Source organism: Armatimonadota bacterium (assembly GCA_031459765.1).
Classification (GTDB): Bacteria; Sysuimicrobiota; Sysuimicrobiia; order Sysuimicrobiales; family Kaftiobacteriaceae; genus Kaftiobacterium; species Kaftiobacterium secundum.
Genome location: JAVKHY010000008.1, coordinates 62,094 through 76,393 on the forward strand (window position 1 = coordinate 62,094; position 14,300 = coordinate 76,393).

General features: G+C 70.0%; 14 protein-coding genes and 1 tRNA gene. 13 read left to right on the plus strand and 2 right to left on the minus strand.

The genetic code is table 11. From position 1 onward, the window contains the following. The first annotated feature begins 141 nt into the window (after positions 1-141). Together QN141_10110 and radA are read left to right on the plus strand one after the other, a co-directional pair. Positions 142-2,604, plus strand: coding sequence for an ATP-dependent Clp protease ATP-binding subunit (locus QN141_10110; GenBank protein ID MDR7558829.1), 2,463 nt, complete (start codon positions 142-144; stop codon positions 2,602-2,604). A gap of 77 nt (positions 2,605-2,681) precedes the next feature. Further along, a complete protein-coding gene (radA, locus tag QN141_10115) occupies positions 2,682-4,040 on the plus strand; it encodes a DNA repair protein RadA (protein MDR7558830.1) in 1,359 nt (452 codons plus the stop codon). Positions 4,041-4,049: 9 nt separating this feature from the next. On the opposite strand, the gene QN141_10120 is transcribed toward radA, so the two are convergent. Beyond that, positions 4,050-4,445 (minus strand): DUF1573 domain-containing protein, encoded by a 396-nt coding sequence (locus QN141_10120; GenBank protein MDR7558831.1) that lies wholly within the window; start codon positions 4,443-4,445, stop codon positions 4,050-4,052. A gap of 161 nt (positions 4,446-4,606) precedes the next feature. On the opposite strand from QN141_10120, the gene QN141_10125 reads away from it, so the two are divergent. The 8 genes from QN141_10125 to QN141_10160 all read left to right on the plus strand — a co-directional run bounded on the left by QN141_10125 (position 4,607) and on the right by QN141_10160 (position 11,800). After that, positions 4,607-5,686, plus strand: coding sequence for a TRAM domain-containing protein (locus QN141_10125; protein MDR7558832.1), 1,080 nt, complete (start codon positions 4,607-4,609; stop codon positions 5,684-5,686). Continuing rightward, positions 5,683-6,849 (plus strand): 2-C-methyl-D-erythritol 4-phosphate cytidylyltransferase, encoded by a 1,167-nt coding sequence (ispD, locus tag QN141_10130; GenBank protein MDR7558833.1) that lies wholly within the window; start codon positions 5,683-5,685, stop codon positions 6,847-6,849. Before QN141_10125 ends, ispD begins: the two co-directional genes overlap by 4 nt. Then, entirely contained in the window at positions 6,818-7,159 is a 342-nt protein-coding gene (locus QN141_10135) for a hypothetical protein (protein MDR7558834.1), read from the plus strand. The genes ispD and QN141_10135 overlap by 32 nt, the downstream gene beginning before the upstream one ends. A 12-nt stretch (positions 7,160-7,171) precedes the next feature. Further along, positions 7,172-8,719 (plus strand): cysteine--tRNA ligase, encoded by a 1,548-nt coding sequence (cysS, locus tag QN141_10140; protein ID MDR7558835.1) that lies wholly within the window; start codon positions 7,172-7,174, stop codon positions 8,717-8,719. After that, positions 8,716-9,489, plus strand: coding sequence for a 23S rRNA (guanosine(2251)-2'-O)-methyltransferase RlmB (gene rlmB / locus QN141_10145; protein MDR7558836.1), 774 nt, complete (start codon positions 8,716-8,718; stop codon positions 9,487-9,489). Before cysS ends, rlmB begins: the two co-directional genes overlap by 4 nt. A 16-nt stretch (positions 9,490-9,505) precedes the next feature. Beyond that, entirely contained in the window at positions 9,506-10,861 is a 1,356-nt protein-coding gene (locus QN141_10150) for a VanW family protein (protein ID MDR7558837.1), read from the plus strand. 82 nt (positions 10,862-10,943) lie between these two features. Beyond that, complete coding sequence (gene sigH / locus QN141_10155; GenBank protein MDR7558838.1) at positions 10,944-11,582, plus strand: RNA polymerase sporulation sigma factor SigH; 639 nt, start codon at positions 10,944-10,946, stop codon at positions 11,580-11,582. A gap of 77 nt (positions 11,583-11,659) precedes the next feature. Further along, positions 11,660-11,800 (plus strand): hypothetical protein, encoded by a 141-nt coding sequence (locus QN141_10160; protein MDR7558839.1) that lies wholly within the window; start codon positions 11,660-11,662, stop codon positions 11,798-11,800. Between the two features lie 5 nt (positions 11,801-11,805). Here the strand turns inward: QN141_10160 and moaA are convergent, their stop codons facing one another. After that, positions 11,806-12,783: a GTP 3',8-cyclase MoaA gene (gene moaA, locus QN141_10165; GenBank protein ID MDR7558840.1), complete on the minus strand. Its 978-nt coding sequence runs from the start codon at positions 12,781-12,783 to the stop codon at positions 11,806-11,808. Positions 12,784-12,952: 169 nt separating this feature from the next. Between moaA and QN141_10170 the strand changes: the two genes are divergently transcribed. From QN141_10170 to QN141_10180, 3 genes are all read left to right on the plus strand, one after another. Further along, complete coding sequence (locus QN141_10170; GenBank protein ID MDR7558841.1) at positions 12,953-13,375, plus strand: MaoC family dehydratase; 423 nt, start codon at positions 12,953-12,955, stop codon at positions 13,373-13,375. 383 nt (positions 13,376-13,758) lie between these two features. Continuing rightward, the gene (locus QN141_10175; protein ID MDR7558842.1) at positions 13,759-14,052 is read left to right on the plus strand and encodes a hypothetical protein; all 294 of its coding nucleotides are present in this window, start codon (positions 13,759-13,761) and stop codon (positions 14,050-14,052) included. 116 nt (positions 14,053-14,168) lie between these two features. Beyond that, a tRNA-Thr gene (locus QN141_10180) sits at positions 14,169-14,245 on the plus strand. Positions 14,246-14,300: the final 55 nt, after the last annotated feature.

The window sequence follows — 14,300 nt, forward strand, 5'->3', positions numbered from 1 at the left end:
GTACCGGAGGCGACGGGAATGCCGTCCCGCCGCCCGGCGTAGAGCAAGGCAGGAGGGAACTCCGCCGGGGCCGAATGACTGGCTAATCGAGCCTCCGACGACGCAGCCTTCGTCCCCGCGGAGAGGAGGACGGTCGGTCCAATGTTCGAGCGGTTTACCGAGCGCGCGCGACGCGTCATCATCCTGGCCCAGGAGGAAGCGAAGCGCCTCAACCACAGCGCGGTAGGGACCGAGCACATCCTGCTGGGCATCATCCGCGAGGGCGAAGGGGTGGCCAGCAAGGTCCTGGAGAGCCTGAACATCTCTCCGGACCGCGTCCGCGCCGAGATCGAGAGCGCCATCGGCCGGGGCGAGCGCACGCCCTACGAGGAAGTGGCCTTCACCCCGCGGGCCAAAAAGGTTCTGGAACTGGCCCTGGACGAGGCCCGCCGGCTGGGCCACAACTACATCGGCACCGAGCACCTGCTGCTGGGGCTGATCCGCGAGGGCGAAGGCGTGGCGGCCCGCGTCCTGGAGACGATGGGCGCCGATCTGGAGCGGGTTCGCGCCCAGGTCGTCTACCTGCTGGGCGAGGAGGGGACGACCTCCTACACCAAGCAGACCAGCAAGACCCCCACGCTCGACGAGTTCGGCCGCGATCTGACCAAGCTGGCCCGGGAGGGCAAGCTGGACCCCGTGATCGGGCGGGAGCGGGAGATCGAGCGGGTGATCCAGGTCCTGTCGCGCCGGACGAAGAACAACCCCGCGCTGATCGGCGAGCCCGGGGTCGGCAAGACCGCCATCACCGAGGGGCTGGCCCAGCGCATCGTCCGCGGCGACGTCCCCGAGGTGCTGCGCAACAAGCGCGTGGTGCAGCTGGACCTGGCCGCCCTGGTGGCCGGGACCAAGTACCGCGGCGAGTTCGAAGAGCGCATGAAGAAGGTGATGGACGAGATCCGCAAGGCCCAGGGCGAGGTCATCCTCTTCGTGGACGAGCTGCACACCCTGGTCGGGGCGGGGGCGGCGGAAGGCGCGATCGACGCCAGCAACATCCTCAAGCCCTCCCTGGCCCGCGGCGAGCTCCAGTGCATCGGCGCCACCACCCTGGACGAGTACCGCAAGTACGTGGAGCGCGACGCCGCCCTGGAGCGGCGGTTCCAGCCCATCCTGGTCGCCGAGCCCACGGTGGAGCAGACCATCGATATCCTCAAGGGCCTGCGCGAGCGCTACGAGGCCCATCACGGCGTGACGATCAGCGACGAGGCCCTGGTGGCCGCGGCCACGCTGGCCGAGAAGTATATCTCCGACCGGTTCCTGCCGGACAAGGCCATCGACGTCATGGACGAGGCGGCGAGCAAGATCCGCCTCCAGGCCTCCTTCCTGCCGCAAGAAGTGCGCCAGGCCGTGGAGAAAGTGGAGCGGGTCAAGCGCGAGAAGGAAGAGGCGATCAAGAGCCAGGACTTCGAGCGGGCCGCCCAGCTCCGCGACAAAGAGCGGGTCCTGCGCCAGAAGCTGGAAGAACTGGAGTCCTCCTGGAAGCGGGAGAAGGGGCGTCGCGACGTCAGCACGGTGAGCGGCGAGGACATCGCCGACATCATCTCCTCGTGGACCGGCATCCCGGTGACGCGCCTGGTGGAGGAGGAGAGCCAGAAGCTCCTGCGGATGGAGGAGTCCATCCACCAGCGGATCGTCGGCCAGGAGGAGGCCGTGCGTGCCGTGAGCAAGGCGGTGCGCCGCGCCCGCGCCGGCCTGAAGGATCCTCGCCGGCCCGTCGGGTCCTTTATCTTCCTCGGTCCCACGGGCGTGGGGAAGACGGAGCTGGCCCGGGCCCTGGCCGAGTTCCTCTTCGGCGACGAGAACGCGCTGATCCGCATCGACATGTCGGAGTACAGCGAGCGCCACACCATCAGCCGCCTGGTGGGCTCCCCGCCGGGCTACGTCGGCTACGAGGAGGGCGGCCAGCTCAGCGAGCAGGTCCGCCGCCGCCCCTACTCGGTGGTGCTGTTCGACGAGATCGAGAAGGCCCACCCGGAGATCTTCAACGTCCTGCTCCAGATCCTCGACGACGGCCGCCTCACCGATGCCCAGGGTCGCACCGTGGACTTCAAGAACACGGTTATCATCATGACCAGCAACGTGGGCGCGCCGCTGCTGGAGAAGGAGGTGGCCATCGGCTTCCGGCCGGCGGGGGGCGAGCAGGCCACCATGGAGATGGCCTACGAGCGCATGAAGGAGCGGATCACCGAGGAGCTGCGCCGCACCTTCCGGCCGGAGTTCCTCAACCGCATCGACGAGGTCATCATTTTCCGGCCGCTGACCAGCGAGCAGATCAAGGAGATCGTGCACATCCTCATCGCGCGGGTGCAGCGCGAGCTGCGCGGACAGAACATGGAGCTCGAGCTCACCGACGCGGCGAAGGAGCTGCTGGCGCGGGAAGGCTTCGATCCGACCTTCGGCGCCCGGCCGCTGCGGCGGGCGATCCAGCGCCTGGTCGAGGATCAGCTCAGCGACGAACTCCTCCGCGGCAACTTCAGCTCCGGCGACACCGTCGTCGTCGATGCCCGCGACGGCCGGCTGGTCTTCGAGCGTAAGCGCACGCCGGAGCCGGCGCTCAAGGGCGAGTAGCGCAACACCGAACACCCCCGTCCCCAGCGGAGAGGGCCCGGCATGATCCCGGGCCCGTTGTCGTCGAAGAGGAAGGTATGACCCGCGCCCGGGTGCAGTACGTCTGCCAGACCTGCGGCCACCCGTCCGCCAAGTGGCTGGGACGCTGTCCGGGCTGCGGGGAGTGGAACACCTTCGTCGAGGAGTCTGTCCCCGCCACGCCCTCCCGGCGGGAGGCCGCGGCGCCGGCCGTTGGCCCGATCCCCATGACCGAGGTCCCGGAGGCCTCCGAGCCGCGGACGGGCACCGGCATGGAGGAACTCGACCGCGTGCTGGGCGGCGGCCTGGTGCCCGGATCGCTGGTCCTCATCGGTGGCGAGCCCGGGATCGGGAAGTCGACGCTGCTGACCCAGGTCGGGAGTACGCTCGCCGCCGCCGGACAGACGGTGCTCTACGTCAGCGGCGAGGAGTCTCCCGCCCAGGTCAAGTTGCGCGGGCAACGGATGGGCGTCGCCGCATCGTCCCTGTTGCTCTTCGCCGAGACGAACCTGGAGGCGATCGCGCAGGTCTGCGACACGACCCATCCCGCCGTGCTCATCGTGGACTCGATCCAGACGGTCTACAAACCCGACCTCCCCTCCGCACCGGGGAGCGTCGGACAGGTCCGGGAGTGCACGGCCGACCTGTTGCGCCTGGCCAAATCCACCGGCACGACCGTCCTGCTGGTCGGCCACGTCACCAAAGAAGGCCAGATCGCCGGACCGCGGGTGCTGGAGCATATCGTCGATACGGTCCTCTACTTTGAGGGCGACCGGCATCACGCCTACCGGATCCTGCGGGCGACGAAGAACCGGTTCGGCTCGACGAACGAGATCGGCGTCTTCGAGATGCGCAGCGACGGGCTGCACGAGGTGGCCAATCCCTCCGCGGTGTTCCTCTCCCATCGGGCGGCGCAGGCCGCGCCGGGGGCGGCGGTGGCCTGCCCGCTGGAGGGGTCGCGTCCGCTGCTCGTGGAGATCCAGGCCCTGGTCACCCCCACCGTCTTCGGGATGCCGCGGCGCACGGTGTCGGGCGTGGACTACAACCGCCTGGTCCTCCTGCTGGCCGTGCTGGAGCAGCGGGCCGGCTGCCGGCTGAGTGGCCAGGACGTCTACGTGAGCGTGGCCGGGGGGGTCACGGTGGACGATCCGGCCGCCGATCTGGCGATCGCGGCGGCCGTGGTCAGCAGTCTCCGGAACCGTCCGGTGGACGAGGCGACGGTGGCCGTCGGCGAGGTGAGTCTGGCCGGGGAAATCCGCGCCGTTCCGCAGCTGGACCGGCGGGTGGCGGAGGCGGCACGGCTGGGATTCCGGCGGGTCGTCGTCCCGCGGCAGGGGGCGGCGGAACGCGGCCGGGAGGACACGACCGCCGTCCCGGCCGAGAGCATCGGCGACGCGCTGGCCCGGCTCATTCCATGAGCCGGGGATTCAGGTCAGGTTGAACACCCCGAGGGCGTTGACGCGGTCGTACTCCTTGGCCAGGATATCTTTGAGGTTCAGCTGGAGCAGGCTGCACAGGGCCGCCAGGTAGAACAGCGTCGACCCGATCTCGGTCTCCACGACCTCGCGGCACCGCTCGCAGAGAGCGCCCTGCAGGTGCGTCGACATGAAGGGCTGCAGATCGCGCAGGCTCACCTCCGCCGGGTAGCGCTGCTTGCTGGCGGCGATCGTAATGCACCCGCAGGTGGTCACCGCTTTGGCCACCGCGCGGTTCACCCGCGCGGAGGTCTCGGCGAGTTTGGTCTGGACATCGAGGATACTGCGGTGGCGGAGCAGGTACTGGGAAACGGTGTCCTGGAACGCGATCTCGTTGGTGTCCTTCATCGCTCCCTCCCCAGGTCCTGTGGGCGGCCCTGCCCGGGAGATGACGGCCGCACCGCGAGTTGCATTATACGGACGTCGTGAAATCACTGTCAAGAAACCGCCCCGCGCGGGAGGAGCCCTCCGTTCCCCGAATGCGGTATAGTGATAGGAAGGGTGGACTCATGTCTTGGATCATCATCCGTCTGGCCGGCGCGGTGCTGGGCGCCGTGCTCGGAGCACAACTCAGTAGCGAGATCGTCTTCGTCCTGCCCCGGTTGACCGCGCTGCGCATCCCCCTGACCGCCGTGGGGCTGCTCGGCGGCGGGTTGCTCGGCTCGATGGTCGCCCTGTGGTGCTGGCGGCGGTTCGAACGCCTGATGGGCTGGGTCCTGTCGGCGCTGGCCCGGGTGTCGCTGCGCGACATCCTGCTGGGGGCGGCCGGTCTGGCCGGCGGGCTCGTCATCGCCTTTCTGGTCGGCTACCCCCTCTCCCGGATTCCGGGGATCGGGGTCTACCTCTTCCTCGCCGCGGTCCTGGTCTTCGGCTACCTGGGGTTCCACGTGGTGATGCAGCGCCGTGAGGAAGTGGCGGGGGCGTTGCTGCGTCTGGATCGCCCCGGGCCCCGGGAGCGGAGCCGCTGGCGCGGCGTGCCGAAGATCCTCGATACCAGCGTGGTGATCGACGGCCGCATTGCCGACGTCGTCAAGGCGGGATTCCTGGAGGGCCCGCTGGTGGTCCCGCGGTCGGTGCTGAATGAGCTGCAGCGCATTGCCGATTCCACGGACACGCTGCGCCGGAACCGCGGCCGCCGCGGGCTCGACATCCTCCACCGCCTGCAGCAGGAGCTGGACGCCGTGCAGATCGTGGACGACCCCAAGGACGGCGGTCTCGACGTGGACGCCCGGCTGGTGGCCATGGCCAAGCAGTTGCGCGGCTGGATCGTGACCAACGACTTCAACCTGAACAAGGTGGCCGAGCTGCAGGGGGTCCGCGTCCTGAACATCAACGAGCTGTCCCAGTCGCTGCGCCCCATCGTGCTGCCCGGCGAGGAGCTGACGGTCCAGGTCGTCAAGGACGGCAAGGAGGCGGGGCAGGGGGTCGGCTATCTCGACGATGGGACGATGGTCGTCGTCGAGGGCGGCAAGAAGTACATCGGGGAGAAGTCCGAGATCATCGTCACGAGCGTGTTGCAGACCGTGGCCGGCCGGATGATCTTCGGGCGGCCCAAGGAAGGCCTCCATTCCTCCGCCGAGCGGCGATGACCGGCCCGCCGGCGGAGGCGATCGTCGTCGCCGCGGGGCAGGGGCGGCGCCTGGGTGCCCCGGGGGGCAAGGCTTTCGTCCCCCTGCTCGGTCGGCCGCTCCTGGCGCACACCCTCCAGGCCGTGACCCGCTGCCCGGAGGTCGGGCGGGTTGTCGTGGTGGTCCCTCCCGACCGTCTGCGGGAGGGGGAGGAACTGGCCCGCCGTGAGCGGGGATCTTTGCCGACGACGGTCGTGGCCGGGGGGAGCGACCGCCAGGCGTCCGTGGCCGCCGGGCTGGCCGGGGTTGGAGAACCCGAGGTCGTGCTGGTGCACGACGGCGCGCGCCCGCTGGTGCAGCCCGAGGTCATCGCGGCCGTCATCCGCGCCGCCGCGGCCTCAGGGGCCGCCTCGGCGGGCCTTCCCGTGCGGGAGACGCTCAAAGCGGTGCAGGACGGCCGGGTGACGGCCACGGTGGACCGCGAGGGGCTGTGGCTCGCCCATACCCCGCAGGCCTTTCGGCCGGATCTGCTCCGGGAGGCCCACCGGCGGGCTGAGGCGGAGGGGTTCCGCGGCTCTGACGACGCGGTGCTGGTGGAACGGCTGGGCCATCCCGTCCGCCTGGTGGAGGACTCTCCGACGAACATCAAAATCACTGTTCCTGATGACCTGCTGCTGGCCGAGGGCTACCTCGGCGGTCGTGGGATGAGCGTGCGGACCGGTTTCGGGATGGACATCCACCGGCTGGTCCCGGGACGCCCCCTGCGTCTGGGCGGCGTTGAGATTCCCCACCCCCGGGGGCTGGCCGGCCACTCCGACGCGGACGTCCTGCTGCACGCCGTGATGGACGCGCTGTTGGGCGCGGCGGGTCTGGACGACATCGGGACGCACTTCCCGCCCCGGGAGGCGTACAGAGACGCGGACAGCGCCCTCCTCCTGGCCCGCGTGGGCGGGATGGTGGCCGAAGCGGGCTGGGGGGTGGTCCACCTGGACGCCGTCGTCCTGGCCGAAGCCCCGCCGCTGGCTCCCTACGTGCCCCGGATGCGGACCAGAATCGGCGAGGTGCTGGGGATCGATCCCGCCCTGGTGAACATCAAGGCCACGACCGCGGAAGGCCTGGGCGCCGTGGGACGAGGGGAGGGCATCGCGGCCTATGCCGTGGCCACGCTCACGCGCCGACGCTGAGCCGGTGCTGCCGCCGCTGCTGTTCCTCGAGCGCGCCGCGCTCAGCGAACCGGTGGCGGTCGAACTCGAGCGGCCCATGGCTGTCCATCCGCGCGTGACGGGCTTCTGGCGGGCGGGTCGTTTCCACCGGGTGGTCAAGATCGTCGAGACGCGGTACGAGTACGGGGAGCTGTACCTGCGGGCGGTGACCGACGACGGAGCGGTTGACCTGCGCCGGAGCCGGCGGCGCGACCCCCGGACCCTGCGGGTGCGGACCCAGTGGGAACTGTGCGGGGAACTGGACGCCTTCGAGATCCCCCGGCCGCGCTAGGCGAGGAGTCCGATGCCGCTGCGCCTGCACAACACGCTGACCGGACGGATCGAGGAGTTCGTGCCCCGCGAACCGGGCCGCGTCGCCATCTACATCTGCGGCCCGACGGTGTACGACAGCGCGCACCTGGGACACATGCGCGCCGCGGTGGTCTTCGACGTCCTCCGCCGCTTCCTGGAGGCGCAGGGCTACACCGTCAGGCACGTGCAGAACATCACCGATGTGGAGGACAAGATCATCGCCCGGGCCCGGGCGGAAGGCGTCTCCGTCGAGGCCATCACCAGCCGGTACATCGAGGAGTACCACCGCGCGGCGCGAGCGCTGAACATCCTGCCTCCCCACATCGAGCCCCGCGCCACAGAGCACATCCCCGAGATGATCGAGATGATCCAGGGACTGGTGGGGCGCGGCTTCGCCTACTATGCGGAGGGCGACGTCTACTTCGACGTGACGAAGCATCCGGGCTACGGCAAACTCTCCCGACGCACCCTGGATGAACTGCGGGCCGGGGCGCGCGTCGAACCGGGCGAGTTCAAGCGGCACCCCGCGGACTTCGTCCTCTGGAAGCGGGCCAAGCCGGACGAGCCGAGCTGGGACAGCCCCTGGGGGCCGGGCCGACCCGGGTGGCACATCGAGTGCTCGGCGATGTCGTTGAAGTACCTGGGGATGGGCTTTGACATCCACGGCGGCGGGGACGACCTCATCTTCCCGCACCACGAGAACGAGATCGCGCAGTCGGAGGCCTACGCCGGGCGGACGCCCTTTGCCCGCTACTGGGTCCACAACGCCATGTTCCAGATCAGCGGGGCGAAGATGTCGAAGTCCCAGCACAACTACGTGGCCATCGCCGACGCCCTGGCGCACTACCCGCCGGAGGTCATCCGCTACCTGCTGGTCTCGGTCCACTACCGCAAACCGATGGAGTATGACCCGGCCCGCTTCGAAGACGCCCGGCGCGCCGTCGAGCGGATCCGCTCCGCTCTGGTGTCGGCGGAGACGGTGCGGCGGCGCGGGGGAACTCCGGCGCCCGGTCCGGCCGCCGCGGCCCTGGCCGAGGCCGCAGGGCGCTGCCGGGCGCAGTACGAGGCCGCCCTGGACGACGACCTGAACACCTCCGGGGCCCTGGCCGCCGTTTTCGATCTGGTGGCCGTCCTCAACCGCGAGACCGACCGGGTCTTGAAAGGCGAAACTCCCGCCGCCGCGCTGCAGCCGGGACTGGACGAGGCCGTGGCCGCGCTGGAATGGATGCTGAGCATCCTGGGCCTGGCCATCGAGGCCGACGTGGCCGACCCCGAGGTCCCGGCGCGGGTGAGGGCGCTGGCCGCCGCCCTCCACGAAGAGGCCACACACCTCTTCCCCGCACCGCCGGGGCCGTCGTTCATCGACCAGGTGACCTACATCCTGGAGGGGCGGGAGCGAGCCCGACAGCTCAAGGATTTCGCCACCGCGGACCGCATCCGCGCCCGCCTCTTTGAAGCGGGCGTGCAGGTCGAAGACCTGCCCACCGGCCCGCGGTGGCGGGTGACGAGGCGGGACGGCGCCGGCCGCGGGGGCAGATGAGCCCGGGTGCCGAGGGCGTCATTCCGGGACGACGGGCCGTTCTGGAGGCGCTGCGCGCGGACCGTCCCATTCGGAAGATCCTCCTGGCGCACACGGCGCGGGGGAGCGCCCTCCGCGAGCTGGTGCGCGAAGCCCGGCGTCGGGGCGTTGTCGTGCAGCCGGTGGATGCCCACCGCCTGGATGCGCTGACATCCGCCTCCCACCAGGGCGTGATCGCCCTGGCCGCCGCCCGCCCTCCCGCCGACGTCGAGCAGATCCTCGCCGTGGCGCGCGGACGCAACGAGGCGCCTTTCATTCTGGTCCTGGACGGGGTGGAGGATCCGCGGAACCTCGGCGCCATCATCCGTACCGCCGAGGCGGCCGGGGTCCACGGCGTGATCATTCCCCGCCACCGCGCCGCAGGGCTGACGCCGGCGGTCGCGCGCAGTTCGGCCGGCGCGGTGGAATATGTGGCCGTGGCTCCCGTCACCAACCTCGTCCGGGCGATCGAGGTCCTGAAGGAGTCGGGCTTGTGGGTCGTCGGCGCCGACCCCCGGGCCGGAGAGCTCTACCACCGCGCCCCGCTCGTCCCGCCCCTGGCCCTCGTCCTGGGCGGCGAAGGCCGGGGCATCTCACGACTGGTCCGGGAACACTGCGACCGACTGGTCCGTCTCCCCATGCGGGGGAGGATTTCCTCGCTCAACGTGTCCGTGGCAGCCGGCGTGCTTCTCTATGAGGTGGTAAGGCAGATGAGCGCGGGGGAAGCGTCGGATCGCACGCACGGCGCGTAGGTCTCGGGACCCGGGGATGACGCGGGGGCTGGCGGGGCTGGGTGTTCTCGTGCTGGGGTTCGGCCTGGGGGCCGCCCTGGCCCTGGCCCAGGCCGGGGTTTTCGATCCGGATCGGATCCTCCCCGGAGTTTCCATCGAAGATGTCGCCGTCGGCGGGCTGACGGAGGCCGAGGCGGCGGACCTCCTCCAGGAGGTGGCGGCCGAGATCCGCACCCGTCCGCTGACGCTGCGCCTGGCGGCGGATGAGGTTACCCTCACCGCGGCGGAGCTCGGGCTGCGCGTGCACGTCGAGGAGGCCCTCCGCCAGGCGGTGCAGGCCGGACGGGCGGGGCCGTGGTGGCTGCGGGCCCGAACGACGGCGCACCTGATCTCCTCCGGCCTGCGGGTGCCGCTTCGCGTCAGCGTGGATCGCCGGGCGCTGCGCCGTCTGGTGGCGGGCCTGGCGGCCGAACTCGCGCCCCGGCCCCAGGACGCCCAGGTCACGGTAGAGCGCGGCATGGTGGTCGTGGTCCGGCCGGGCCGTCCGGGGCTGACCCTCGACGTCGAGGCCACCGTCCGCGAGATCGCCTGGGCCCTCGCCTCCGGGGCGGAGACGGCGGAGGCCGTGGTCGCCGTGGCCGAGCCGGGCTTCACCACCGCGGAGGCGGAGGAGCTCCGCGCCCCACTGGCCCGCTACTCCACCGTCGTAGCCGGGGACGCCAACCGTGTGCACAACGTCGCCCTCGCCGCCGGGTACCTCCGGGGCCGGATTCTGGCGCCGGGCGAGACCTTCTCCTACAACGCGGCGGTCGGACCGCGCACGGCAGAGCGCGGCTTTCGGGAGGCCCCGGTGCTGGTCGACGACGAGCTCGTCCCCGGCGACGGCGGGGGCGTCTGCCAGGTGAGCAGCACCCTGTTCAACGTCGCCCTGCTGGCCGACTTCGCCATCGAGAGCCGCCTCAACCACAGCCGGCCCGTGGCCTACCTCCCCATGGGGCGGGACGCCACCGTGGTCTACGACCAGGTGGACCTCCGCTTCCGGAACACCACCGGACACCACGTGCTGTTGTGGGCCGAGCTCGTCGGCCGCCGGTTGACGATCACGGCCTTCGGGACGCCGGAGGAAGGCAAGGCGGTCGAGGTCGTCGTCACCGACCGCCGCGAGCTCCCGCCGCCGCAGGAGCCGGTGAGGAAGTACGACGCCCGACTCGACGCGGGCACAGTTGTCGCCCGCACCGCCCAGCCCGGGTACCGCGTGAAGACCTGGCGCGTGGTCACCGTGGACGGCCGGGTCGTGCGCCGGGATTTCATCGGGCGCAGCGTCTACCGCCCCGTGCCCCCCACGATCCGGATCGGCACGCGCCGGATCCGACAGCTCAGCGCCCGCTCCTAGCGCGGCGATCCGCGCACAATCTCCTTGACGCTGCTGGGGGGCGTTCGTATAATCAGGCCGAACCTTCGTCGCGGAGGCGAGAATGGCCCTAGCGCGTCGTGAAGCTCCGTCGTACGCCGAGATGCTCGATGAAGAACTCGTCGCCAGCGCGAAGGCCGGCGATGATCACGCCAGCGAATTCCTCATCAATAAGTACCGCAACTTCGTCCGGGTCAAAGCCAAAGCCTACTTTCTGATCGGGGCCGATCGGGAAGACATCATCCAGGAGGGGATGATCGGGCTCTACAAGGCGATCCGCGACTTCCGGGCGGACAAGCTCTCTTCCTTCCGCGCCTTCGCCGAACTCTGCATCACCCGCCAGATCATCACCGCGATCAAGACGGCCACCCGGCAGAAGCACATCCCGCTCAACTCCTACATCTCGCTGAACAAGCCGATCTACGACGAGGACTCGGACCGCACGCTGCTGGACGTGATCAGCAGCATCAAGGTCAGTGACCCTGAGGAACTGGTCATCAACCAGGAAGCTTCGGCCACGATGCGCGAGCGCATCCGGAAGAACCTCAGCGAGCTGGAGTGCCGGGTGCTCACCGCATACCTGGAGGGGAAGTCCTACCAGGAGATGGCCAACGAACTGAACCGGCACGTCAAGTCCATCGACAACGCCCTGCAGCGCGTGAAGCGCAAGCTGGAGCGCAACCTGGAGGGCGAAGAGGACTAGCGGCGCCCGGGGGGCGATGCGGCCGTCGGGGATGAGACCGGCTCATCCCCCTTTTCGTCTGACGGCGGACTACGGCGATGCTGCGGATTCAGTGCCCGACCTGTCGTCGTGTCTTTCTCCAGCTGGCCTCCGCGGAGGAGCGGGACCTGGTCTGCCCCTACTGCGGGACGGTCTTCCAGCCCAGGGAGGAAGAGCTGGTCGATCCTGACGACGACTGAACCCGCTAGCCGCCGATCTGGATCATCGCCCTGGCCTGCGGGTACAGTTGCTCGGCCAGGGCGTGGCCGAAGGGCCGGCGGAAGGCGCCGGCGCGGAAGATCTCCCGCAGTTCGTCGTCGCTGGCCCCCCGGCGTAGCGGACCCAGCAAGTCCACCTCGTCGTCCCGTAGCAGGCACAGCCGCAGCCGGCCGTCGGCGGTAAGGCGCAACCGACCGCACCGGGCGCAGAACGGGTTGCTGATGGGGCTGATGAATCCCAGGTGACCGGCGGCCTGGGGCAGCCGGTAGGTCCGCGCGGGATCCGCCCCGGATAGATCCACGGGGATGAGGGGGCCCAGGGCGGCCTCGATCTTCGCCATCGTCTCTTCGGACTTGACCACGCCGGCCTCGGCGAAGTCGCCCACCGTGCTGAAGGGCATCATCTCGATGAAGCGGATCTCCCAGGGTCGGTCCAGGGTCAGGGCGGCCAGGGCCGCCACACCGTCGTCGTTGAAGCCCCGCACGACGACGGTGTTGATCTTGACGGGGACCAGGCCTGCCGCTTCCGCCGCGGCGATGCCGGCGAGGACCTGCTCCACCCGGCCCCCGCGGGTGATGGCTGCGAACTTCGCCGGGTCGAGGGTGTCCAGGCTGACGTTCACCCGGCGGAGCCCCGCCTCCGCCAGCGGCCCGGCCAGCCGGTCCAGCAGCAGCCCGTTGGTCGTCAGCGCGATGTCCTCGATGCCGGGAAGAACCCGGATGGCGCGTACCAGGGCCGCCAGGCCGGGACGCACCGTCGGTTCCCCCCCGGTCAACCGCACCTTGCGCACGCCCAGCAGCGCGGCGATGCGGACGATCCGCAGCAGCTCGTCGTCCTGCAGCAGTTCCTCGGCCGGGCGAAAGGCGATGCCCTCCGCCGGCATGCAGTAGACACAGCGCAGGTTGCAGCGGTCGGTGAGGGAGATGCGCAGGTCGGTGAGTTCGCGGCCGTACTGATCGCGCATGGGGATTCCCGGATAACGGTGCAATTATACCATGCGCCCGGCCCATTGCTGACCAAGGGAATCCTGAACCGATCCCGGCGCGTGCCGGGAGGAAGGGACGGCGGGGGGCATGTACTGGTGTGGAAATGCGGCCGGCGGCCTGCGGCGGGCCGGCTTGGGGAGGAACGGGATGGCCGAATTCACGACCGGTCAGAGGGCCACCTGGACGAAGACCATCACCGAGGCGGACGTCTACGCCTTCGCCGGCATCACCGGCGACTTCAATCCCCTGCATGTGGATCGGGAGTACGCCGCCCGGAGCCGGTTCGGGGAGCGCATCGCCCACGGCCTCCTCACCGCCGGTCTGGTCTCCGCCGTGCTCGGCATGCGGCTGCCGGGTCCCGGCGGCATTTTCCTCAGCCAGACCCTGACCTTCGTCCGGCCGGTCCGGTTCGGCGACACGGTCACCGCGACGGCGGAGGTGCTGCGGTGGGATTCCGAGCGGCGGATCCTGACGCTGCGCACCGCGTGCGCCAATCAGCGGGGGGAGACCGTACTGGAAGGGGAGGCCGTCCTTTTGGTGGAGCGCCCGGGAACGGGGAGGCAGGAATAAGTCAACCATCGCTGAAAAGACAGGCGCAAGCGGTTTGGGGTTGCGTTCGCGCCTCGGATGGGTAGAATAGGTCCGGCACGAATCACGCCCGACGTGTTCCCCTCCCCCGGGTGCGGGCGTCGGGTCCACAAGGCGGTGAATCGATTGGCACGGAGTGCCACGGCTCGAGTTACACGACGCACCTCGAAGGCGGCGGGATCCCGGTCCAAGACCATGCTGGAGCGCTGCGAGCATGGTTTGCTGCGGGCAACCTGTGCCATCTGCCTCCAGATGGAGGAGACGACCGACCTGACCCACGGGCGGCTGGCCCCCGATGAGCGGCCGTCCCGCCGGGAGGCGGACGAGGAGGAGTCCGAGGAGGAGGAGTAAGGGGAGGAGCCGGGGTGGGCGCGCTGCAACGCCTCTGGAGCTCGACGGTGGGACGGCGGCGGGGAGATGATCCGCTGACCACGCTGTACCACCGCCCCATGCCGCCGCGGTTGCAGGTAAACTGGCCGGCTCTGGTGCTGGGGCCGGTCTGGTATTTCCTGACCGGCCTGTGGGTGCACGGGTTCATCCTGGCCTCCATCGCCTTCCTCAGCGGCGGCCTGCTGGCGCCTTTCGTCTGGCTGTACGCCGGCCTCAAGGCGAACGAGGACCTGCTCGAGGCGCGCCTGATGCGGCGAAGCTTCTACTGATCGGGTCGGGGTCAGTGCTTGTCACGAGGGGGCCAGGCTGCTGGTCCCCTCGATTGTTTCAGAAGACCCCGTCCCGGCAAAGGCCACGACGGGACCTGATATAATCGGGCCGACGGGCCGCCGTAGCTCAATCCGGCAGAGCACCGCACTTGTAATGCGGGGGTTACCGGTTCAATTCCGGTCGGCGGCTCCACCGACGGCGCGGCCTGCCCCCTGTCTTCACGACTTCGCTGTGTCCGCAAGCCCGG

Bases quoted from the DNA above. Each gene is read 5' to 3' on its own strand.
- radA (MDR7558830.1), top strand. From the start codon at position 2,682: ATGACCCGCGCCCGGGTGCAGTACGTCTGCCAGACCTGCGGCCACCCG.
- QN141_10125 (MDR7558832.1), top strand. From the start codon at position 4,607: ATGTCTTGGATCATCATCCGTCTGGCCGGCGCGGTGCTGGGCGCCGTG.
- QN141_10150 (MDR7558837.1), top strand. From the start codon at position 9,506: ATGACGCGGGGGCTGGCGGGGCTGGGTGTTCTCGTGCTGGGGTTCGGC.
- rlmB (MDR7558836.1), top strand. From the start codon at position 8,716: ATGAGCCCGGGTGCCGAGGGCGTCATTCCGGGACGACGGGCCGTTCTG.
- QN141_10110 (MDR7558829.1), top strand. From the start codon at position 142: ATGTTCGAGCGGTTTACCGAGCGCGCGCGACGCGTCATCATCCTGGCC.
- QN141_10120 (MDR7558831.1), bottom strand. From the start codon at position 4,445: ATGAAGGACACCAACGAGATCGCGTTCCAGGACACCGTTTCCCAGTAC.
- QN141_10170 (MDR7558841.1), top strand. From the start codon at position 12,953: ATGGCCGAATTCACGACCGGTCAGAGGGCCACCTGGACGAAGACCATC.
- sigH (MDR7558838.1), top strand. From the start codon at position 10,944: ATGGCCCTAGCGCGTCGTGAAGCTCCGTCGTACGCCGAGATGCTCGAT.
- cysS (MDR7558835.1), top strand. From the start codon at position 7,172: ATGCCGCTGCGCCTGCACAACACGCTGACCGGACGGATCGAGGAGTTC.
- moaA (MDR7558840.1), bottom strand. From the start codon at position 12,783: ATGCGCGATCAGTACGGCCGCGAACTCACCGACCTGCGCATCTCCCTC.
- QN141_10160 (MDR7558839.1), top strand. From the start codon at position 11,660: ATGCTGCGGATTCAGTGCCCGACCTGTCGTCGTGTCTTTCTCCAGCTG.
- ispD (MDR7558833.1), top strand. From the start codon at position 5,683: ATGACCGGCCCGCCGGCGGAGGCGATCGTCGTCGCCGCGGGGCAGGGG.
- QN141_10135 (MDR7558834.1), top strand. From the start codon at position 6,818: ATGCCGTGGCCACGCTCACGCGCCGACGCTGAGCCGGTGCTGCCGCCG.